The 21,206-nt window shown below is 66.2% G+C and carries 16 protein-coding genes and 3 pseudogenes; 4 read left to right on the forward strand and 15 right to left on the reverse strand.

Annotated elements, in window-relative coordinates; translation table 11 throughout:
- Positions 1-124: 124 nt before the first annotated feature.
- A complete protein-coding gene (locus tag QA802_RS04880) occupies positions 125-742 on the reverse strand; it encodes a hypothetical protein (protein ID WP_329407390.1) in 618 nt (205 codons plus the stop codon).
- Positions 743-970: 228 nt separating this feature from the next.
- On the opposite strand from QA802_RS04880, the pseudogene QA802_RS04885 reads away from it, so the two are divergent.
- Positions 971-1,021, forward strand: a pseudogene (locus QA802_RS04885) (hypothetical protein); the annotation flags it as partial.
- A gap of 193 nt (positions 1,022-1,214) precedes the next feature.
- Here the strand turns inward: QA802_RS04885 and QA802_RS04890 are convergent.
- The 11 genes and pseudogenes from QA802_RS04890 to QA802_RS41440 all read right to left on the reverse strand — a co-directional run.
- Positions 1,215-2,366 (reverse strand): ISAs1 family transposase, encoded by a 1,152-nt coding sequence (locus QA802_RS04890; protein ID WP_334518345.1) that lies wholly within the window; start codon positions 2,364-2,366, stop codon positions 1,215-1,217.
- Positions 2,367-2,544: 178 nt separating this feature from the next.
- Positions 2,545-3,555, reverse strand: a complete 1,011-nt coding sequence (locus tag QA802_RS04895; RefSeq protein ID WP_334518347.1) for a hypothetical protein — start codon at positions 3,553-3,555, stop codon at positions 2,545-2,547.
- A 683-nt stretch (positions 3,556-4,238) separates the two neighbouring features.
- Positions 4,239-5,693: an argonaute/piwi family protein gene (locus QA802_RS04905; RefSeq protein ID WP_329407393.1), complete on the reverse strand. Its 1,455-nt coding sequence runs from the start codon at positions 5,691-5,693 to the stop codon at positions 4,239-4,241.
- Positions 5,690-7,180 (reverse strand): DUF4365 domain-containing protein, encoded by a 1,491-nt coding sequence (locus tag QA802_RS04910; protein ID WP_334518349.1) that lies wholly within the window; start codon positions 7,178-7,180, stop codon positions 5,690-5,692. Before QA802_RS04910 ends, QA802_RS04905 begins: the two co-directional genes overlap by 4 nt.
- A gap of 641 nt (positions 7,181-7,821) precedes the next feature.
- Entirely contained in the window at positions 7,822-8,031 is a 210-nt protein-coding gene (locus QA802_RS04915) for a DUF6243 family protein (protein ID WP_093896585.1), read from the reverse strand.
- Between the two features lie 418 nt (positions 8,032-8,449).
- Complete coding sequence (locus tag QA802_RS04920) at positions 8,450-8,860, reverse strand: hypothetical protein (protein WP_329417642.1); 411 nt, start codon at positions 8,858-8,860, stop codon at positions 8,450-8,452.
- Between the two features lie 208 nt (positions 8,861-9,068).
- Positions 9,069-10,883 carry a UvrD-helicase domain-containing protein gene (locus QA802_RS04925; protein ID WP_334518353.1) on the reverse strand — a complete coding sequence of 605 codons (1,815 nt, stop codon included), beginning with the start codon at positions 10,881-10,883 and terminating at the stop codon, positions 9,069-9,071.
- Complete coding sequence (locus QA802_RS04930) at positions 10,880-13,042, reverse strand: ATP-dependent nuclease (RefSeq protein WP_329407399.1); 2,163 nt, start codon at positions 13,040-13,042, stop codon at positions 10,880-10,882. Before QA802_RS04930 ends, QA802_RS04925 begins: the two co-directional genes overlap by 4 nt.
- 330 nt (positions 13,043-13,372) lie before the next feature.
- Complete coding sequence (locus QA802_RS04935; RefSeq protein ID WP_329407401.1) at positions 13,373-14,824, reverse strand: hypothetical protein; 1,452 nt, start codon at positions 14,822-14,824, stop codon at positions 13,373-13,375.
- A complete protein-coding gene (locus QA802_RS04940) occupies positions 14,821-15,138 on the reverse strand; it encodes a hypothetical protein (protein ID WP_030944093.1) in 318 nt (105 codons plus the stop codon). Before QA802_RS04940 ends, QA802_RS04935 begins: the two co-directional genes overlap by 4 nt.
- Before the next feature lie 87 nt (positions 15,139-15,225).
- A pseudogene (locus QA802_RS41440) lies at positions 15,226-15,346 on the reverse strand (IS5/IS1182 family transposase); the annotation flags it as partial.
- 302 nt (positions 15,347-15,648) lie between these two features.
- Between QA802_RS41440 and QA802_RS04950 the strand changes: the two are divergent.
- Positions 15,649-16,776 carry a hypothetical protein gene (locus tag QA802_RS04950; RefSeq protein WP_334518358.1) on the forward strand — a complete coding sequence of 376 codons (1,128 nt, stop codon included), beginning with the start codon at positions 15,649-15,651 and terminating at the stop codon, positions 16,774-16,776.
- 535 nt (positions 16,777-17,311) lie between these two features.
- Here the strand turns inward: QA802_RS04950 and QA802_RS04960 are convergent.
- Together QA802_RS04960 and QA802_RS04965 are read right to left on the reverse strand one after the other, a co-directional pair.
- Positions 17,312-17,653: a hypothetical protein gene (locus tag QA802_RS04960; protein ID WP_052845190.1), complete on the reverse strand. Its 342-nt coding sequence runs from the start codon at positions 17,651-17,653 to the stop codon at positions 17,312-17,314.
- Positions 17,650-17,817, reverse strand: coding sequence for a hypothetical protein (locus tag QA802_RS04965; protein ID WP_176740195.1), 168 nt, complete (start codon positions 17,815-17,817; stop codon positions 17,650-17,652). The genes QA802_RS04960 and QA802_RS04965 overlap by 4 nt, the downstream gene beginning before the upstream one ends.
- 936 nt (positions 17,818-18,753) lie before the next feature.
- Between QA802_RS04965 and QA802_RS04970 the strand changes: the two genes are divergently transcribed.
- Both QA802_RS04970 and QA802_RS04975 read left to right on the forward strand, forming a co-directional pair.
- Complete coding sequence (locus QA802_RS04970) at positions 18,754-19,416, forward strand: hypothetical protein (protein WP_329407406.1); 663 nt, start codon at positions 18,754-18,756, stop codon at positions 19,414-19,416.
- 633 nt (positions 19,417-20,049) lie between these two features.
- Entirely contained in the window at positions 20,050-20,379 is a 330-nt protein-coding gene (locus QA802_RS04975; protein WP_329407410.1) for a hypothetical protein, read from the forward strand.
- A 207-nt stretch (positions 20,380-20,586) separates the two neighbouring features.
- Here the strand turns inward: QA802_RS04975 and QA802_RS04980 are convergent.
- A pseudogene (locus QA802_RS04980) lies at positions 20,587-20,924 on the reverse strand (helix-turn-helix domain-containing protein); the annotation flags it as partial.
- Between the last annotated feature and the right edge of the window lie 282 nt (positions 20,925-21,206).

The raw sequence follows: 21,206 nt of genomic DNA on the forward strand, positions 1-21,206 counted from the left end.
ACGCCCTGCCGGAGTTTTCCGGCGGGCTTCGTCGTCCCACAGGGGGTAGCAGTGCGCCCGGCCGGCAGATGAGCTGGCCGGGCGCTTCGCTTCTACCATGAACGGCGGGGGCCGCCGCGCCGTCTCACTCAGAGGCGAGACACGCAGCCGGTACCCCGCGTTCACCAAGCAGTGTTCTGAGCGACGAGACCGGATCCGGTGCGGCGGTGATGGCGGTGACCTCCCTATCACTGATCCGGATGGTCGGGAGCCAGTCGTGCACGGGCGGCAGCAGATCCGCCAGTGCGTCCCTGAAGGCGCGTTGCCGATGGCGCCCGCCCTCGCCAGGGAATAACGGCGGCTTTGACTTGCCGAAGCCGCCGCCGGGTTCACGCCCAGTCAGAGCCTGCGAGCGGGCCAACCATCGAGAAGCATCGAAGCCGAGCTTCACGCCTGCCGGGTAGTGCTCCAGCGTCAGAGCGCGGGCTGCGGTGAAGTGCTGCTTCTCGTCAACCTCCAGGATCTGCTGCTGCCCGTTCTCGTAGGTCAGCAGGACGTCCAGGCTCCGCCGTTCGCGAGAAGGGGCCTGCTCCGGCAGGACCAGCCCAGTGAGTGCGCCGTAGATGGCCGCGACCGTCTCCCACATGCCGACGCACTCGGTCCGCCCTGGCCGCCGCAACCAGGTCGGACAGCTCTCTGGTTCAATCTCCGCCTTGACCACGTCAGGCAGTAGGCGGGTTATGCCGTCCTGTAGCTCCTTCACGCCGACACCCTCTCACCCTGATTAACCATCCGAGTATCGGCGACGCCTCTGACACCAACTCACTCTCGTTGGTCCTGCCTCCGGCCTTCCAGCACGGCCGGGCAGCGCCGCCCACATACGTCCACCAGCTTCCGCGCGCGTGGTCGATTGTCGATCGCGGGTCCAGCCCAGCCAGCGGGCTGGTGAGTTCTGCACGTCATCGAGCAGGGCAGCATCGTCATCTCCACTATGGAAGGGCAGGCGATTTTCGGGATGTTGTCCGTGCTCGCCAGACCCCAGCGCGAGCTGATCGTGGCGAACACCAACGACGGGCTCGCCTCCGCGAGGGCCCGCGGCCGGTGCGGGAGCCCGAGCCCAAGCTCACTCCCCACCAGGCCAAGCTCGCCCAGCAGCTCTACGACGCCCGGGAGGAGACCGTCCAGGGGAGTTCGCAGGGCGATTGCAAAGTCCGTTGATCGTGTGTTGGCGCAGGTCAGTTGAGTCCGAGGAGTGCCAGTGGCCGCTCGTAGGGGCGGAGGGCTGTCGTGCGGAGTCCGGCGGCGATGTTGGTGTGGCCGGCGTTGCGGAGCTGGTTGATGGCGAAACTGCGCAGGGTGGCCATGTTCTCCGGGCCGTGCCCGGTGCGGATCTTCGAGGCGTCCTCGCGAAAGGCGGTGTCCCGGACGAAGTGGAGCCTGTTCTCGATCACCCAGTGCGCCCTCAGGATCTTCGCGATGCGTTCCGGGGATGCCTGGCGGCTGGTCAGGTCGGTGATGACGTAGACGGTCTCGCGGCTCTGCTTACCGGTCTTGGCGTCGGTGCGGTGGCGTACGACCTTGGCGACCTGGGCGGCGTGGGGGAAGTCGACGCCGAGGTCGGTGACGGTCAGGGCCTGCACGACCCGGGTTTCCTTGCGGCCGTGGCCGGTGGTTCGGTCGTAGAACTTCGCCGTCGCCTCGCCCCAGGGCAGCGTTCGCAACTGCTCGTAGAGGTTCTTCTGGTTCCGCTTCACCGTGAAGACGTAGTGCGCTTTCTTCGCCTCGACGAGGAAGCGGGCGTGGTCGCGCTGGGTGTGGAGAGCATCGCCGGTCACGGTGACTCCTTGCAGGTCATAGGGGTCCAGGAGAGCGGCGAAGCACGTGATCTCGTTCGTCTTCTCCGGGACTCGGAGCTGGGTGACGGTCATTCCGGTGCCGGTCATCGCGGCCAGCAGGTGGGCGGCCTGGGTGGCGCCGAGGCGCGAGCCGCGGGCGCTCTTGCCGTCCACGGCGAGGGTGTCCGCGCCGGCCGGGTCGTGGCCGAGGAGGTCGGCCAGACCGCCGGGGCAGGTGTCCTTGATGACCCGGCGGATCGTCGCGCCACTGGGTGGGACCCGGACGGCCAGAGCGGTCGCGGTGCGGGCGCCGAGCCGGGCCAGAACGTCCTGCGGGGCGTCGGTGGCCCACTCATCGATCGCCGCGAAGCTACTCGCCCCGGTCACCACAGCGGAGCAGACGATCAGCAGTACTGCCACGAAGGGGTGACGCTTCCCGCGCCGGCACCGCGGATCGGCCAGCGTGGCCAGCCGCTCGGCCAGCGGACCCGTCGCACAGTGCTGACGGGTGGGCGACTTGACCAGACAGACGGTGGCAGACTGACGGCACATCGAAGCTCCGTTGGGCGCAGGCGACTTGGCAAGGTCACCTCCGCAACGGAGCTTCGTTGCGTCCGGTCGCGCACCCTCCCGGCATCGTCACACCGCCGTGACCTGCACACTCACGAGATCACCGCGACTTTGCAATCGCCCTGGGGGAGTTCGGGGCCTGTTTTTCTGGTCGCCCCTGTTAGTTGGTGCTGGCGTTGTGCAGGTGTTCACCGAAGAATCCCACGACGATCAGGCCGCTTTGATCCGTGTCATCGAGGTAGTGCAAGCGGGGCGCAGGTGGCGCTCCGTCGCCGATGCGAATGTGTTCCAGCATTGCCGCGTATCCCGACGGGTCAATACCCTCGGGGACCGGGAGTCTCCTGTCAGCCTTGCCGCGAGGGCTGCTGCTGGCGAACTTCCCCTCGTTCAGAATCACCTTGACTGGCGAGAGCAACGGCGATGGGCGGCTGCCGCAGTACGCCCTCAGATTGGCGAAGTCAGGGGCCGCCCCGCGGCCGCGCGCCCTGGTCAGATTCTTATCTTCGGCGTACGCCTGGATCATCGCGAGGGCGTCTGCAAGGCGATCCCTCCAGAGCGACGCCTTTTGATGGTGCTCCAGCCGCTCGGCCTCGTCAGGGTCAGCGGTGATCACGAGCAGCGTGCAGTAGCGCTTCGCTTGTTCGAGGACGCCGCAAAGGGTGGGTGCATCCAACCTCAGCTGGAGGGCCTCCGCGTCTCCCACCACAATGCCGTCCGCCTGCCGGGGTCGCAGGCGTGCGATGGCAGTGTCACGGGCGCGTAGGGCTGCGTCTCGCTCCTCCTCTGCAGCTCTGAGCAGCTCAGTGAGGCCGTCCCGCTCCTTCTCCGCCGCCCTGAGCTGAGCTTCCAACTCAGCGACCTCGGGTTCTTTCGGCAGGTACTGCACTTCCTGCACCAAGTCAGGGATCATCGATTCGAGTTTCGCTTTGAGGTCATCATGCTGGTCGATCACTTTGGCGTAGGACCTTGCCCTAATCTCGGCCTCGCGGCGCGCGTCCCTTTCTATTTCAGCAAGGTGCTGGTACTTCGCGGTCTCCTTCCTGCATTCCTCCACGAGTGCCTTGGACAAATTCTTAACGTTCTCGTCGAGCAACACCAGCTCAGCATGGGCCTTGATGTTGCAGCGCTGCTCCGCTGCAGGGCCAAACGGGCTCCGCGCTATCGGGTTCATGCATCCCCCTCAATGTCCGTGTGGGGTCGATCGTATGGGCGGAGCGTGACGGCCCTGACCAGTACCAGCGAGTTACTTGTCCCCTGGTGCCTGAGTCACTGAACTCTTTGGAGTGTTGTCGGCTGATGCGTGAGCTTGAGTCCAGTGCCGGCAAGGCACCCGCCGCTCAGGTCTGGGCGGAGCTGAATATGACGCACACCCCAGCGGAGGGTGCGTTCGGGATGGTCGTCGTCGGTGAAGGCGGTGTTGGCCAGCAGACCGCGCCGTAACAGCGGCCAAACACCTCCACCGGTTTCAGATCCGGTACGCAAGAGGGTAATTGGGCGATAGCGAACCAGTCGAGCTTGTTCGCGTACTCGCGCATCCCGGCGGACCAGTGGGTGTTGAGCTCGTCCCAGATTAGGACGATAGGGGCTTTGAGCTGGATGTGGGGCGCAGGACCAAGTCGCGACAGTCGGTCCAAGCGAGGCTGTTGCGTACTGCACCCCGGTGCTTGCAGTGCTTGCGGTGCTTGCGCGGCCGGTAGACCAACCGGGAGGAGTCGCCCGCCCGGTAGTAGCACATAGCGGCGATCGACCAGCCCGCCAGGACCGGCCGCGCACCCGCACCACGGGCGTGCGACGCGCCGGAACGGATCAGCGTGTGAGCCCGGCCAGCGGAAAGCGAATCGCCCGGTCGGCTGACTACATGTAGTGGGCGTAGCGGGTGGCGACAGCCTGGTCGGGCGGGCAGAAGCGCAGGACGGATTTGACCTGGTTGGCCGTGCGCAGGGTGACGGGCAGGCGGCCGTCGAGGCGGGTCTGGTTCCAGTTCATCTTGGTCAGGGCGAGGACTTCGGCTGCCAGTTCGCGGGGGTTGCGGGTGGGGGTCACGGGCCTGATGCCGATCGGGCGCGGAATGTACATGCCGGGGTAGGTTCGGTAGAACTCGATGCTGCCGGTGGCGTACAGCGCGAGTTCGCGTTCGCCGAGGGTGACGAGGGTGCCGCGCAGGGGCGGTGCGTCTCCGGGACGGAAGGCTGCGGCTCCTTCGCTGCTGGTGATCCAGCTCATCTCCAGCGTGTCGATGAACCGTTCGTCCGCGGCGTCTTGGAAGCCGCCTGCCTCGTCGTCGGTGAAGGCCGAGGTCTTGTGCAGCACGATGCGCGCGGGTGCGGTGTGGTGCTCGCGCCGGTAGGCGCCCAGGGCGTGGACCAGGAGGGCGTGCGCGTCGGCGCGGACCAGGTGGGGCTGGCGGTCGGTGCGGCTGATCCTCGCCGGCCCTCCGCGCACGATCACGCCGTCCCCGCGTTCGTTGAATACCTGCGCGACGGAGGTGCTCAGAGAGCTCCCGTCGTCGCTGCGGTAGAAGGCGACACCGACGTAGCAGGTCGTGAGGTCAGCGGGACTGCGCAGGAGGCGCCACGGGACTCCACCGGCCTTGTAGTAAAGGGCGACGTGCAGGTTCCAGGCCCGGCTGGCCTCGTCCTGGCGACTGTGGCCCTCGGGAGGCCGGGTGGCTTCCTCCCAGGTGCTGCGTCGGATGATCTGGATGGGCTGGCGCAGGTGCAGCAGCCGGGCTTTGAGCAGGTCGTGGAAGTTGGCGAACGGAGCCGGGGGCGGCTCGTCGAGCGTGTCCCGGGCTGGAAGCTTGTCGGCCTCCTTCGGGCCGCGGGCTGATCGGCTGGCGGTGTCGATGAGCTGCTCGGGTCTGGCGACCAGGAGGACGTCGACACGGTTCTCGTCAGCCAGGGTCCTGATCTCTTCCGCGTAAATGCTCACGGCCTTGGTCAGGGCTGCCGGCTGGCCGGCGGTCTCGATGGCGCGCAGGTCGCGGCTGCTGATCGCCCGCGTGTTGCGGTCGCTGAAGACAAGGGTGGTGTGCAGACCGCGGTCGGTGTCGCAGCCGGGGAATTCCGGGAAGAGATGCGGGTACTTCTCGTCCTTGGCCGCTATGGGTTCCCGGCAGCGCTCTAGCCATTGGCGCAGCCCGTCGAGTTGGTCCGCAGGACCGACAAGGCCGACGCGGATCGCCCTGGGCGCGTCGGCCACGCCGAGATCAGCGGGACCGTAGTTCGTGATCCCGAACCGTGGATCGATGTGCCGGGCCGCTCCCCCGAATTCCAGTTCTGGTTCGTCAAGGATCACCGAGCTGATCACCGGCCTCGCCTCGCACCGCTCGCCCGTCCCTGACGGGGCGTCCGCAGTCCTGCAGACCTGGCTTTGCTTCCAGGGCTTCTTCGCCGAGGAGCACCCTCGTCGCTCTCGCCGTCCTGGAGCAGGCTGAGGAGATCCTGGGTGTCCGCATCCGCGGCAGCCAGTACAGCGTCCAGACTTTCCTGCCCTCCGGCGGACGGGTCCTGGTCGTCCTCGGGTGTGGCCCCGGACGGCGCCGGCCCCCACAACAGGTCGTCGATACCGCGCTCGACCGTCATGGTGGCCAGCTCGCCGAACTGGACGGGCCGTGCTTCCGTGAACAAGTCGGCCTCCTGGCGCAGGTAGTTGGCCCACATGCGGGTCCAGCCTCGGACCGCCGGATGCCGGTCGAGACGTTTGATCCCCGCCAGGAGCCGGTCGGCGAAAGGGTATTCGGTGTACCCGTCGGTGGTGAAGCAGTAGTCCGGTTCCAGCTGGCAGTACCAGACACCGTCCAGGCGCCGGAATCTCATGCGCAGTGCAGCGTGGTGGTAGTAGCCGACGCGCTGTGGGTCGGACTTCGAGGTGTGCGGACCGAACACGGTCCGGCCGCGTGATCCGGGTCCCTTGCCCGCCTTGCGAGGCCCCAGGTGCGAGGTCGCGCGAAAGTGCATGTGCTTGCGGTCCTTGTGCCACCGCAGTTCCGGATAGGAGCCCTGAACGGTCCGGGAGAGCAGGTCAGCGAAGCGGTGCTGGGTGTCGAGGTCGTCGCTGTCCGCCCACTCTCTGGTCTCGTGCCGCTCGGGATCTCCGTCGCAGAGCACCCGCAAAGGCGAGTCCCGCAGGTCGTGGAACGACAGGACCAGGTTGTCCCGCAGGATCCAGCCGGACTCACGCCGGCCCTGCGTCTCCAGTGCGCCACCGGCCGCGCGGTAGTCAGTGAAGGTCGTCGGGGCCAGATGCACGGTCGGCGGCATCTCGATGACGGGCAGCAGGTTCGTGGTCAGCACTTCGGTGATCGACGCGGGCCGCAGGTACAGGCCCGTCGTCCGCGGCATCGCCAAGCGCAGCAGTGCCTGGGCGGCGTCCCGGTCGAAGCGCTGGGTGTGCTTGTCGATGTCCACGCGGCGGGCAGCACGGCTGACCGCGTCCGGGAACGCCGCCTTGACCTCCACCCACCACGCCTCATGACTCTCGGGGTGGGAAAAGACCAGGATGACCGGCGAGTTACCGGACAGCCAGTGATCAAGATCGCGCTGGTCGCAGAGATAGTGGAAGCCGTCGTCCGTCTCGCCAGAGAAACGCCGGTCCTGCGCCTTGCTCTGGACCAGCAGGGTCAGGTTCAGCACGGCGCGGCTGTCGGGGTCGACCAGATCGATGTGTCCGTCGATGCCGTGATCGACGCGCCGGGGATGGAAGAGGTGGCCCATCTCCAGGCAGCGTCGCTCGATCAGGGCGATGCCCTTCTCACCGATGAACGTCTGGCGCGTCACCGTCTTGCGATCAGCCATCGCCTCATCCTCCTTGCTGGACACGACCCGTCGGCAAGTAGCCGGCCGAGGTGCTCATTCAGGGTATGCGGCACCACTGACAGTCAGGCCCGACCGCATCCAGCGCTCCGCTGACGATCAGGCGTGGCGATGCCTGTGCCAAGACGACTTTCGAGATCGTCACCAACGACGAAAGCGAATGAGCGGCACCGGGCTGCACCAACTCGGCGTATCGGCTACTCGAACTTTGGGATGCGATTTCGCAGGTCAGCGACATGGTGAAATTCATACACTGAACCCGATTCGACCATCCGCCCACGGGCCTGCCGCCGGAGGCACTCGAACCTCTCTCCACGGCTTACTGCACCCGACTCAGACTCGAAGAGCCCCCTGGCGCGCGTCGACGCTGGCCAACTCAGCGAGGCGGTGTCGCCCGGGCTGTGCACGGGGAACGCGCTGGTGGTGACGCTGCTGGTGCAGCTCGGGGTGGTGGCGGTGACGAGGCTGCTGAATCTGCGGCTGCCCCGGTTGGCCAGCTGAGACGCGGATGCTCGGCCGGAACCTGAGCGGGGCAGGTCGCGCTCGGTACGGCAGCAGGGCCCGGGCCACGTGTCGCGGTCCGGACCCTGCCCCGTGCGGTGCCGCCCTGCGGTGGCGGTGCGTCAGCTCTGTGCGGTGTTGTCGCCGGTCTGCCCGGCACCCTCGGCTGTGCCGGCCTTTTCGCGCATCTTGCGCACCAGCTCCGCCTTCTGGTCGGCGGCACCCTGGCGGTCGAGGTTGCGGTGCGGACCGTTGTTCTGCCGTTCGGCGCGGGACAGCTTCTTGCGCTGGCCGCCGCCCATGCCCACGGGGTTGTTGATGTTCTTGCTCACGGGTTCTCCCGGAATGTTGTGAAGTGATCTACGGATTCATCGGTGGGGAACGGCACAGCGACGTCGAAGGACGTCAGCAGGGGCCCATCACGCACTCACTCGTAAATCGGCGTCTGGAAGAACATGAGCAAGACGTTACCTGGTCCCGTCGGCTCCGCATACCAAGTTTTTCGCCGTCCCGGCGTCGGCCGGGCCTTCGGTGAGCCAGGGGCAGCCGTTTCCTGAAAGAGCCAGCGGGGGCTCTGCAGCGCCATTCCTGTCACGCCCTTGCCAGCCTGAAGCGGAGCGAAGAACGTGGCCCGGCTCGCGTTACGGGCTCACGAATACGGCTGCTTGGCCTGTGCTTCCGCAGGCCCATCGGTGACTTGCTCAATGAGCCGTCGCCGATCCTTCGGCCCGGAGGCGTAGGCATCCATGCCTACGGCGGCCAAGGGAAAAGGGGATCGGTCTCGAGATCGCCGTGCAGGCGCAGCAGTACATGGTCGTCACCGACCTGGCAGTCGGTGTACGGAAGGGTGTGCAGCAGGCGGGCGAAATCGTCGCAAGCCGCCCGGACGTCCACCCTGTCGAGGCCGAGCCAGAGGTGCAGCGTGCCGTCCTGAACCGTCAGCTCGACGTCGATGCGGGCATCGGTCGCCTCGACGGCTTCGCCGCCCCACTTCAGGGTCTCGTCCAGCGCGCCGAGGTGGATGGGGAGCGGGCGGAAGACCTCCTGACGCATGTCGTCGCGGACCGTGACGCCGGTGGCCGGGACCCGAGTGCTGTCCGTCGCGGTGGTGACGATCAGCCCGGAAGGCGAACGGTCCGGAGAGTTCTCGACCCTGCTCAACCCTGGATGCGGCCCGGGGCCGGTCGAGATACACGGGCTCACGGCTGAGCGACTGCGGGGCGCTCCGACCTTCGCCCACTTCCTCCCTGATCTTTGGCGGCTGGGAGCTGCCCGAGGTCGTCATGAGGCGATCGCATCCGGGCGACCAGCAACCCAGGGCATCCCTTGTTGGGGTTGGCCCGGGGATCCGTCCGGCCTGCATCGTCCCTCATTCGCCACCCACCACCGTATCCCCGTCGAACCGCAGCAACGTGATCCGCGACTCGCCGACCCACTCCCGAAGGGTGTCCAGTGCAGCGGGCTCAAGTTTCGTGGTGAAGAGGATGGCCAGATGCTCTCTGGCCCGTGAGCATGCCACGTAGAAGAGGTTGCGTGCCCTGATAAACGCCTCCAGTTCCTTGTCCATCAGTTCGTCGCGCCGGGAGAAGTTAGCCAGCATCTCGGGGATCTGGAAGCGGGAGTGTCCCTTGCTGACCACGGCGAGAACCCGGTTGAACTCCAGTCCCTTGACTCCGTGTTGTGTGGCGAAGGGCGTGCCGCCGCCGAGGTGCTCGCTCAACGCCAGCAACTCCGCGTACGGCACCTGGCGCAGTTGTTGGTACTCCTTCGACCGCGCCGCCGCCCGGGCTTCGGCCTTATCGTCACTCACAGCCTGCGGGTCGGTGCCGGATAGTGACACGGCCTTCCGGTGACGCTCGCGCACCTTCCCCAGGCCGTCGAAGAGCTGCTGCTCAAGACAGAGGTCGAGGACGTCGCCGACCGTGCCCGTCTTGCGGGCCTCCCCCAGTTTCGTCAGGAACGCCATCCATTCCTGCTTGTCGGCCGACGAGTTGATGGGTGGGCGGCCACGGGGGTCGAGTGCGTCGAACATCGCGCCGTAGCGCTTGTTCCGGTGGTGGAGCAGGGCCGGTTCCAGCGTGTCCATGAAGAAGGCCATGGCGTGGTCCTCCTTCCTCACGTAGGAATCGTTACGCCGAAAGGCCCCGTGGAGCTTCTGATATCCCAGTTCGCCGGCGATCGTCTCGTGCGTGAGCATGAGGATCTTCGTGCTGGGCTCCTCCGCCCGCCCCTGGGCATCGTGACCGGATGCCCCGGTGCTCCATAACCGGTCGCGGACGTCGTCCAGTACCCATTTCCGAGCCGCGTGGGCCGCGTCCCAGCCGAGCTGACCCTTCCGGTGGTGGGTGAGCCTCGTCCCGGCCCATTCGTTGGTGTGATAGACGGCGACGGTGCCCTCGCCAACTCCTGACGCCATGGTCTGCGTCAATTCGGGACGCATCGTGTTCAGGAGGTTCACGACGGCGCGCTGCGAGCGCCGATTGCGCCGTCTGAAGACCGGTGTCGGGCGGGCGTCCTCAAGTGCCCCGCACGCGTTGTCGTAGATCTGCTGCCAATGGTCCCCGAAGAAGCCGCAGAGGGGGCCGCGCGCAGTGGCCTCATCGCCCGGCGTGCCCAGCATGGCCTCCGCCAGACCGGCGGGGGTGTCCTGGTACTCGTCCACGAAGACGATCGGGAACCGGTCGGCAGCCAGAGCCCGGAACTTGGGAAGGGCGAAAAACGCCCTCGCGAGGACGGGCAGATCGTTGTGACCCAACTGCACCCGACGGCTGTCGTGGTCCACCTTCTGGAAGCCGGTGCTGTACTCGACGGTGTAGCCGTCCAGTGAGGTGTGGCCCTCCATCTTCGACAGCATGAGGTCCAGCTCGACGATGTGGCGCAACAGGTGCTTGCCGAAAGGGGAGAGCAGCTGCCACAGGAAACCATGGATGGTTTCGGCGAACACGTACGGGCTGCGGTCGGTACGGCTGATGATCTCGTCGCGGGCGACATTGGTGTAGGTGACGCAGGCGATGCGCTGGTGGGGCCGCGGGAGGTAGCGGGGGCGGTCAGCCAGGATGCTCTGGAGCGCCTCGATCAGTGAGCTGGTCTTGCCCGCACCGGCACCGGCCTCCACCTTGAAGTGACGGCCCGCTTGGAGAGCCGTCAGGATCGCGTGCGTGACATCTTCCGCCTCCGTCGTCACTGGACGTCCGCCTTCGTCGCCGTCCCGTCCTGTGCCATGAGCCACTCGAGGCCGCGCCTGATGTACTTCGGGACCTGCCAGTCGTGGTCTCCGAGGACATGGTCGAGGGCGAAGTCGACCTTGCTGTGCCTGGTCTCTACGCTGCTACGGGCCTGTTGTTCCAGTTCCTCGGCGGGAGCGGCACCCGTGGAAATACCGAACAGGGCCCGGTTGGCCAGCGCGAAGGCGTCCTCGAAAGTGCGGCCGCACGGACCGCCGGGCTCCTCCGGCACCTGGTAGGCGAGGCACATGCTGCCGCCGGCGATCGGCGGGTCCGTCTCGGCCCGCTGCAGCAGCTCGGCCACCGTGATGTCGGACATCTCGGGGGACCACGCCCTGATGGACTGGTTGGACGTGCGTCCGGATTCGGACACCAGACATTTGCGAATCTTGGGCTCACTGTCGTCGACGGGATCAAGATCCGTGATGATCAGGGCTGGGATCCCGAGGACCTTCAGCAGCGGATAGAACCTGTGGGCATGCGCCCCGCCGACCTCCATCAAGGTCACGTACTGGTGCTGGGGCGTCTCTTCGGGCCTCCTCGCCGCCAGCTTCTCCTCCGCAGCCGGGACGAAGATACGCTCGCTGGCGCCCTCGACGAGGATGGCCTTGTCCGCGAAGTAGAGGTCGGCCCGGGTGAGGGTCAGGTACTTGCGGAGGAACCTCTCGTCGCCGGTCACCTGGGACAGGTCCTTGATGACGGTGCGAGCCGGCCCCGGCTCGCTTCCGCTCTCCACGGTGTCCTCCTCCTTCCGGAAGTACCGGATGTCGGAGAAGTGTCCCCGGTTGGCCACGTGTGCCGAGTGGGTGGTCACCACGAACTGAGCGTTCCACCGGGGGCTGCTGTCGATTGCGGTGCTGCTCTCCTCGACCGCTCCCTTTTGCCCGGGCATCGTCGCTCTCATCTGCGCGTCGATCCGAGGGAACAGATTGACGGAGTACGTGAGTCGCTGGATGAACGCCTCCTGCATCTGCGGATGCAGATGGGCCTCCGGTTCCTCCAGGAAGACGAGATGGATCCCCGACTCCGGAGAGGTCGCCGTGTGATCGCGGTAGCAGGTGAAGAGCCTGAGCAGAATCATCACCAAGTTCCGCGTACCGAGGCCGTTGTACGACTCCGGGAACCGCACACCGGCCACTCCCGGATAGTGAATGCGCGCGAAGTTCCTGAGCAGCCTCTTGGAGTCCAGCCGGGCGGCCGTGACGAACTCCTGGTTGGCCAGACCTGGATAGCCGAATGCCTTCAACGTCGGCGCCACCCGTTCGCGGACCTTCTGGAGGCTGCAGTCGAGACTGCCGGAGGTGTCCACGAGTGTCCTGTCGATGTTCGCGGCGAGCTCCTCCAGCCACGTCGCGTTCTGACTCTTCTCCGCCGCGGTCAGCAGTTGCTCGAAGACCGCTCCGATTGGTGCGGCATGCCCGTCGCTCTCGTCGTCCAGCCCTCGCTGCGCCTCGACGAAGTCCACCCTCACCAGGGTGCGCACATCCGCGAGGTCGACCGGTCGGACGTTCGCCTCATCGGTCGGGTCGACCGCCATCACCGACATCTCGAAGTGCTTCGGGATACCTCTGCCCAGCTGCTCAAGCGTGGCCGTGGCATCCGGCCCCGCCGGCACGCCGCCGAAGAACTCCTTCAGGGCACCGTCCCCCAACGCGAAGGCGAACCTGATCACCACCTCGGAGCAGTCGGGGTCAAGGTCCACCACGAAGGGGGCCAGGGGTCCGTACTGGCCGCAGTCCTTGTCGTAGGAGATGTGGAGGGTGAGGGTGATTGCCGGAACCGTGTCGCGCGCCTGCTCCGCCTCACCCGAGGCGAAGAGGCGATGGGCGGCGAGGAACTCCTCGTAGCAGTCGGCGGAGAAGTCCTCGATGCGCAGCGCGGCCTTCTTCCTCGCCACGAAGAATTCGAACAGTTTTGCCAGCGAGGTCTTTCCCGTGTTGTTGCGGCCGACGCACAGTGTCACCTTGTCCGTGAAGGAAAGCTCGGTTCTGCGGAGCAGCCGGAAGTTGCGGATGACCGCCTTGGTGAGCCGGGGCGGCACCGGGACTACGGTCCCGTGTGGTTCGGCGGAGCCGTCTCGCGGGCCTGGGATGGCACGCGGATCACTGGGCTGGGTCATCGCGGCTCCTTGCTGCGCTCGTACACACCCTGGGACGCCCGGCGGGAACACACAGCAGGGGAAGCCACAAGCCCCATGAGATGCCGTCACCCCCTCAGGATCTGGAGCCGCATCTTGTCACCATAATTCTCTAAATGCACAGCGGTCGCATTTGATTCAGTTTCGGTCGCCTATCGATCTGAATTCACTCCCGAATGTTCGACATACGGCACCCGTGCGGCCACCACCTCATATGCCGACGGACCGGGTGAGGGATGGCCATGTACGAGGCGCACAGCCTGACCGGTGCTCAGCGAAGGCGTTGCGCCAGGAGCGGTGAATGGGTCCGCATCAGGTCCGATGCCAGCCCATGTCCAGTCCCGTCGAGTCCTTGAGGACCTGGTTCAGCGCTTCGACCTGTCCGACGTCGTCGAAGAGGCTGCGGGGAAGGTGGTCGTGAGCGAGAGGGCCGACGCCGTGCAGGATGTCGTCGTACGCCGACGCCACGGCGGCACCTATCAGTAGGTCCGTCGCCTCATCGAGGCCCACGTGCTCCGCCGGCCACCGGTACTCACCCTGACTCACCTGGAACACCGGGAACAGCCACTGCATGTCCCGGTCGGGCTTGATGAGCCGGGTCGCTCTCTCGCCCAGGAAATTGACGCCGTAGTGCGAGATTGAACAGACGTCTCTTTCCCGCAGGGCAAGCAGACGTGAAGCGCACATGAGGGACACGGCAGGCGTACGCGCGGACAGGTGCATGGGGGTCGTGGCGGCTTCCCGGAGGGTCGAGAGGTCGGACAGACGGGAAGCCACGCTTCCCATCCGGAGCCCACTGCGCTTGGCCAGCATGTGCTGGAAGTGGACCGTCGCCTCGTGGCTCGGATACTGGAACTCCAGGTCCGTCTCCCAGCTCGTCATCGCCTTGGCTGCCGTCACGAACCGGTAGGGAGGGTAGAGCTCTTTCCAGTCGACGGACGGGTCGTCGGAGTTCAAGCCCGGCACCACAGGGTTCAGTGCGAAGTCGATGAGGGCCAGGACGGTACTTCCGCCGAGGGTGCGCCCTGCGAGAGCACGTGCCAGGCGACACGGCATCCCATACTCGCCGTTCAGCACCTCGAGCAAGAACTCGCGCAGCGCCGGGTCAGATTTCCGTATGAAGGCGCCCTCGAACTGGAAGAGTTCGTCGAGCACCGCCGCGCACTCGAAGAGGACGCGAGTGGTGAGCGGGCCCTCGGAGGTGTGCACGAGCTTCAGAGGCCCGTCGATGCCGACGCGTACGTCATCGGGACACTCGACCATCTCCGTGCCCGCACCCTGGCGCCACATGTCTTCGAGGGAGTGCTCCATTGCCGCCCGCATGTCCCAGGTGGCGGTGTCGAACTCCGTCAGACCCTCCGGGTCCAAGAGGAGATAGTAGGCGAAGTAGAGGTTGAGCCAATCCAATTCGCTGTATTTCAGTTCCCCTTGGGCGTGCTTGGGGTAGCGCTCGAAGGAGAAAAAGGGGAGTCCGCTGCTCCGGTCCTCGTGGAGATGCTCAACGTCTTGCCGGGGCAGGTGAGAGATCGTATACGCGGCCAACTGGTCCCTCGTGCGCCGCAGCAGGCTCAGAAGAATGCCGACAGTGGATCCGTGATATCGCGCCCAGTGGCTGCTCTCGTGGACGTAGGTCTTGTGCCAGGAGCCGACCGCCGTCACAAGATCGCTGGTGCGCGTGCGGGTCTGATCCTGGAAGAGGATCTGGCTGCGCAGATTCAACTCGGCGCCGCTCGAGTTCCGTAGACGTGGAGAGTGGACGGTCACCGGTTCACCCCTTCCGAGCCGTCCGCACCCTGGTCGTCGTCTTCCGGTCGAGGAGGCGCCTCCTCCACGGGCCCCCGGTCACGCGCCCGCTCGACCAGTGCCTTCAAGGCGTCATACAGGGTGTTCGTGGCCAGTCCGGCGGCGACGGAGATGGAGATCTCCGCCCAGTGGGCGTGGCGTAAGGAGTCGCGCCTGTTCTGCTGCAGGGGCGTGAGGGCGAGGGAGCACTTTCCGGCGAGGTGCTGATCCGCCTCTATTTCCCGTGCCAGCACCTTCAAGTTGGCGGCTTCGCCCCGGTATTCAAAGATCGGCATGGCGGGAGCCTACAACTGGCCTCCGGTTCCCGGATCGGGACTCGGACACCGCTGTCTTCGCTGGAGGACCGCGGTAGCGCAACGTCGGGTGAGTTCGCCCCCGGGTGGTCGTTTGAGGCCGGCGGCGACGTGGGGGGCCGGCGCCGGTATAGGCGCGGTCGGCGAGGACAGGGACGCCTTGTCGCTCACAGATCCGGATGATGTGGTGGCCCACGCCGACGCTCACTTTCCAGCAACATGCGGCTGTCGTGGGTCGCTTCGGTGACTGATGGCCGGCGCGGTCCGACGCGCCCGTCGCCATCAGGGCGGCACGCGGACACAGGCGCCTGGCGTGGCCGGAGCCATGCGGCGAGCCAGAGTTCCCGGGGGATCACTTCCGTCTCCGCTGATGCCGGGGCGGACTGCGGACCGGGGTGATAGAGAGATGCCGGTACGACGATCCTCACGGTCTGTGTATGACGGCCCTGAACCCGGAAAGCGGCGACGATGTTCTTCAATGGCCCCGCGCACGTGCGCACCGATGCCACGCTCTTCCCGGCCAGTACCGGAGTCCCCGTCGAGCAGGATCTGCCAGTCCTGCCGCAAGACTTGGCGCGCGCGTTGTTCATCACGGGCAGAGCCCCGTACGACCAAACCAAGCACGGGAGGTCATCGGCGTACGAGTGGTGCCACAGGGTGGCGGTACTGCCCGCCTATCTCAGCTGGAGCGATGATCCGATCCGTCGCATCACACGTACCGACCTCGCCCGCGAACTCGACCCCTCCGAGAAGGGCATGCTGTCCTACACCCTGGGGCAGGCCATGTGCCAGATCTTCGCCGAGAGGCAGCTATCCGTCCGGTTCTTCATGCACGTCGCCCGCTACGCCTCCGCCTACAACCTCACCTTCGCCCCCGGCCCGAGCCGGGCGGACTTCTTCGGAGAGCGGACCGTCGGCGGTTATGTCGTCGCGGAAGCCAAGGGCCGTTCAGGCCCGCTGACGAAGAAGCTGCGCGAAGCCATGGAGGAACAGAAGAGGACAGTCAAGACCATCAAGGGCGTAGTGCCGAAGATCGCATACGCGAGCGCGGTGCACTTCTCCTCCCCTCATAGCCCCATGCGTCTGACGGCGATCGACCCGGACACAGCCGACCCTCGCGCCGTAGACCTTCCCGTCGACCCGGACCTACATGTGCTGGCCTACTACACGCCGTTCCTGGACGCCTTCGCCCATCAGGAACCACTCATTCTGGGCGACTACGTCGTGGCTGGCTTCGCGGCGCTCGGCGTGACGCTCGGGGTCTTGGCGCCGGTGCTGCAGCGTGTGGAGCGGGCGGCTCGACGCAACGAAATCTCGGGCCTTCGCGACGACATCCTGGGCCTGCTCGCCCGCCACCGGCCTCGCGAGAAGCGCACGCTCTACATCGACGGCACTCTTTTCGCGGCAGACTGGACGGTTCCTGAGGACCGGCGCCGCCCGGGCCGTCGGGACAGCGAGGTGCTCCCCGACTTCCTGCACGAGGCATTCCGTAGCATGAACGAGGAGGACGACTGGCGAGTGGCGTCTGTGGAGGAGGGGGACCTCGACTGGCGGGATCTGTCCCCTGCCAGGGGCTACATGCCGGGAATCCTCCCCCAGGGTGATCTCCTCGAGGGCTGAGGCATGGACGGCCGCCGGGCACCCTACGGCCGCTGCAGATTCACCGCCGCGGTGTGGACGCCGCCGAGGGCCTGTCAGGCGCTGTCCCGATCCACGCGCTGTGTAGATCGGCTTGTCCCCGTCGGTCCGGCGACACGAGTTTCGCCGGACAGCCCAACGTGGTGACTCCACCAGGTCGATGCGAATGTCGACGATGGTGGTGTGGCCTGTCCGGGGCGACGATAGAGCCTCCCCGGTTGCACCGAGGGCGCCGAGAGTGGTGCGGATTTCCCAGAGGATCCCCGACCGACGTCACCGCTCACCAGCGAGGTCGAGATCGCCCTTGCTCGTCTCGGCCGCACAAGGTGCGGGGCTTGCGCCGGGGCGTCGTTCATGCTTCGGCAGCAACGGCTCGATCACCGCCCACAGCTCGTCACTGACTCCCACGGCTTCCGCCGTGCCACGGTCACCCCCAAGCAGCACGGAATCACATACCTCTAAAAGAGCCCGCCGCAGCAGGCCGCTCTCCAGCGCACGCAATCGACCTGCGGCTCACTCACTTCGGCGCCTCCGGCAGCGCCGGCACCGTCGAGATGGACTGGATGGTGGACTCCCACTCCCCGGTCCGCGTGTTCTTGAACCGAAGATGCAGCACCTCGAACTCGTCCGGCACCCAGTCGAACTCGCCGACCTCATCCTGGTCGAAGACCTGGTGTTCCGCGAACAGCTTGGCCAGCTCGATGTCCGTGGACGCCTGCATGATGAACTTGCCGACCTTAACGACGTGCATCACCGGACGCCCCTGCGCCTCCGCCTCCCGGACGCTCTCCCAGAACGGCTCGTATCTCCTGGCCGACTTGGTCATCCCAACCCACTCGTCGCGCCTGATCTCGCTCACTTCGGCCCCTCCAGCCTGCTCGTCGTCACCGGCGTCCGGCTCTGCACATACTTCACCTTCGGCGCCTTCGCGACCGCCAGGCGGTTGGCCTCCTGCACGGACTCCGCTTCCGCCTCGACGCGCAGCGCCGCGTGACCGTGCAGAGCCACCGTATATCTCGCCATTACCTCAACCCCTCCGCCTCAGGACCATGACCACGCTGTAGAGAACGCACAGCCCCAGACTCATCCTGAACGCCGTTTCGGGGGCCATCCCCGCGGGCGCGAGGAGCAGCCGAGCCTGGCAGTCCGGCGGGCCTTCTGCGCGGGAGCATCCCCGCACCCGCGGGAATGCTCCCATCTCGGCCTGCATGCCAGGCAGGCGCAGCCATCTGCTCCCCACACCCGATGTACAGCAGCCTCGTCCTCGAAGGCGAAGAGCATCGTTCCCTGTACGTCGCCCTTACCCAGGCACGACGCCACACTGCCGTTCGACTCACCCACACTCGCGCGGAACCCGCACGGATCACTGCCCGCGCCCAAGGACGGCGATTGCGATCCCCTCGCCCCCAGGCGACCGCCACGCCGCCAATCCGGGCTCGCCACAACCGCGAGCTGGCCTTCGCTCTCCCATGAGCGCCTGAAGTGCAGCACTTCTCCGCGAGTTACGCCCGCCCAACCCATCAAGACCAAGATCCGGACCATACACGGGCCAAGACCCCCGTCAGAGTGAGTACGATCTTCATTCCCCCTGGTCACAACGCCATGAATGCTGTACCACCAGCAGACGAAGAACATTCTTTGTTCTTACAGCCCTCAGAAGCTTGGCTTCTTCTAGACCTTCAAGTGGGTGGTCTGAAGGCACTGTTGCTCTCCAGACCACCCAGCACGACAAGCACGCTCAGCAACAAGTTCAACACCTTGCGCCACCACACGACCCTTAGGTGACATCATCCCGGCCCAGCCGTGGACCAGTAGTCGAATCTCAAAGATCCAGTCGCCCCCGCCTCCGCCGCCCGAGTGCGACCTTCGACTCCGTGGCACAGCTGGGAACTGATCACCGGGCTACGGAGTCCGTCATAGTGGGAACGGCCGGGATGCCAGTGAAGTGGTGGGGAAGTTGTGACGAACAGCAGCGGCAGCAATCCGTCGGCAGCGGATCCGGGCACGTCTGCGCCGGGTCAGCCGCGCTGGGCCTGGTGGGTTGTAGGCATCGTCGTGCCCGTCGTTGGCATCGCAGCCACGGTGTTCGTCAACAACCGACACAGCTCTGCTGACGACTCGAAGCCACCCAACGTCGCGGGGGCACCGTCTGCCACACATGATCAAGCCAAGCCAGCCGCATCAGCAGATCCGGCCAGCCCGGAGAACACGGCTTCCCGCGCCATGTTCGGTCCACACGACATTCAGTTCCGGACCAGCGCCTACGGGGTTGATATCGACTTCGACACGCGCAAGCCGCTTGTTGCGAATGACCTCAAGGGCGCTGACTTGTCGGCCGTCACTGACGGAAGCGGAACGGCTGGTTCTACCAACTTTCATGGTGGCCCCCGGCTCGCGGCGCTCATTGCGCCGATTTCGGGAAGTGATGCTGATCCAACCGAGGCGCAGTGCGCGAAGGCGTTGCGGAGCAACGGCGACCCCATGCTGCAGGACCCGCCTCAGGATGCGCAGTTCTGTGTTCAGACCACCGAGGGGCGTATTGCGTTCGTGCGTGTCGTGTCGGCCGCACCGGGTGGGCACACCATGAGGCTCACAGCGACGGTTTGGGACCTCACCACCTAGTGCTGGATTCCTCAAACGGTGTACACATATCGTCGTCGTAGGACGCGGGTTGGTGGTGTGGGTCGTTCCCATACCCAGGGCCAGGCTCGGGTGTTGAGCTGCGATGTTGCCAGGCGGGTGGCGTGCTCGATCTCGGGTGGCCCGGCGAAGGATTGCCCGGCGAGGGCGGCTTTACGGAAGATGCGCCATCAGCTCTCGTGAAGGTTGAGCCAGCAGGCGCCGACGGGGATGAAGACGTGCCGGATTCGGGGGTAGTCCTCTAGCCAGGTGCGGGTGAACACGCTGTTGTGCGAGGACAGGTTACCCGTGATCACACAGACGTTCCCGATGGGATTGGCTGTCCCGTTTTTCTTGCTACGTCCATGGCAACCTGCCAGCTGACCTCACGTTCTGCCCTGTGCGCCGGTGGATGACGTGGAACTGTCCGGCCGGTGGGCAGTGGGGCGAAGGGTCATGGCCGCGGGCCACCGCACCGGGTGGACGGAAGGCGGCCAGGTCATACGGGAGGGGGTGGGCCAGCGCGTACGCCGACGCAACGTCAGCCCAGATGTTCCCGAACTGCCCCACCCGCCGGGGACGTTTCTGCGACCATCGGCCTGTCCCTAGAACGAGCGACACATAGCGAGGCAGAGCATGACCAGCGTTTACACGGAACTCACGAAGGAAGCCGGACGCCGTGGTGGCCCCGCCGCTCTACGCGCCTTCTACCGGTTGCAGGGCGTAGCACAGGGCGTCGCCCGCGGCCGGCTGGAGGGCTTTGCGGAGGGCGTCGCTCTCGGCCGATGGAAGGGCCGAACGGAGGGCGTCATCATCGGCGCCGCCGCCACCGGCTTCGGCGTCATCGGAGCCGTGGTCCACGAGAAGAGGCGCGTCCGCCGCGCCAGTGCCGAGACCGCGCCGACGACCATGCCGGAGGAGGACACCACCGGTGTGCCGGCGCCGGAGCAGAGGACCGACGCGTGAACGACTACGCCCCGGTGGCCTGATCCTTCCGGGGCTCACGATGGTGGAGCTCACCGCCCGCCTGATGTTCATCCCTCTCGGGTACGGCCTGAACGTGGCCGCATGTGGCCGGCCTGGGCGTTGAGGGCCGAGCGGGTGTGGGGAGTACACACTCCGCACGGGATTGCGTCTTCCGGCACCAACCGCTATCTAAGGGCGCGCAGAGAATTAACATGCTGGTTTGATCTTCCTTGGCTGCTGATTGCCGTACCTGTCGAGGCGGGCAGCGACGTCTGCGGGTGTGCGGAATCTGGCTGTTGACGGCGGGACCGCGGGGCCAGACTCGGCGAGGAGGGGCTGCACTTCCTGGATAGCGCGGGTGAGGGTGCTTCCGGTGACGCCGAAGAGCTGGGCGAGCAGGCCGTGGGTACCGATTTTGCGCAGGTAGAGCACGGTGGCCAGGATCCGATCGGCTTCGGAGAGCTTGTCCTTGGCGCCCGCGCCGCGTGCCGGCGGCGTTCGCCGCCCCGTCGCTCGTGGCGGAATCGCTCGCGCTGTTCGGCCAGTGCAGGGATCGAGTTGCGGTAGCCCAGTTGAGCGCGGCCCGCAGTGTTTCGGAGGGGGCGACCATCGCCTCCACCGGCATGCTCAGAAGGACCTCTGGCGCCGCCAGTTCCTGGTCGGTCAACCTTGCGGGACCTTCCGTCGGCACGTCTCCATCGGGCCACGATGAGGCCAATGCCCGAATGGCAAGATCGGCGTACCGCAATCCCACCTCGACGTATTCGGAGATCCCGAACCCCAGCTCGGGCACCAGTACCGAATCCGTCGCCTGAGCCACCGTCTTC

This window comes from Streptomyces sp. B21-105, assembly GCF_036898465.1.
Taxonomy (GTDB): Bacteria; Actinomycetota; Actinomycetes; order Streptomycetales; family Streptomycetaceae; genus Streptomyces.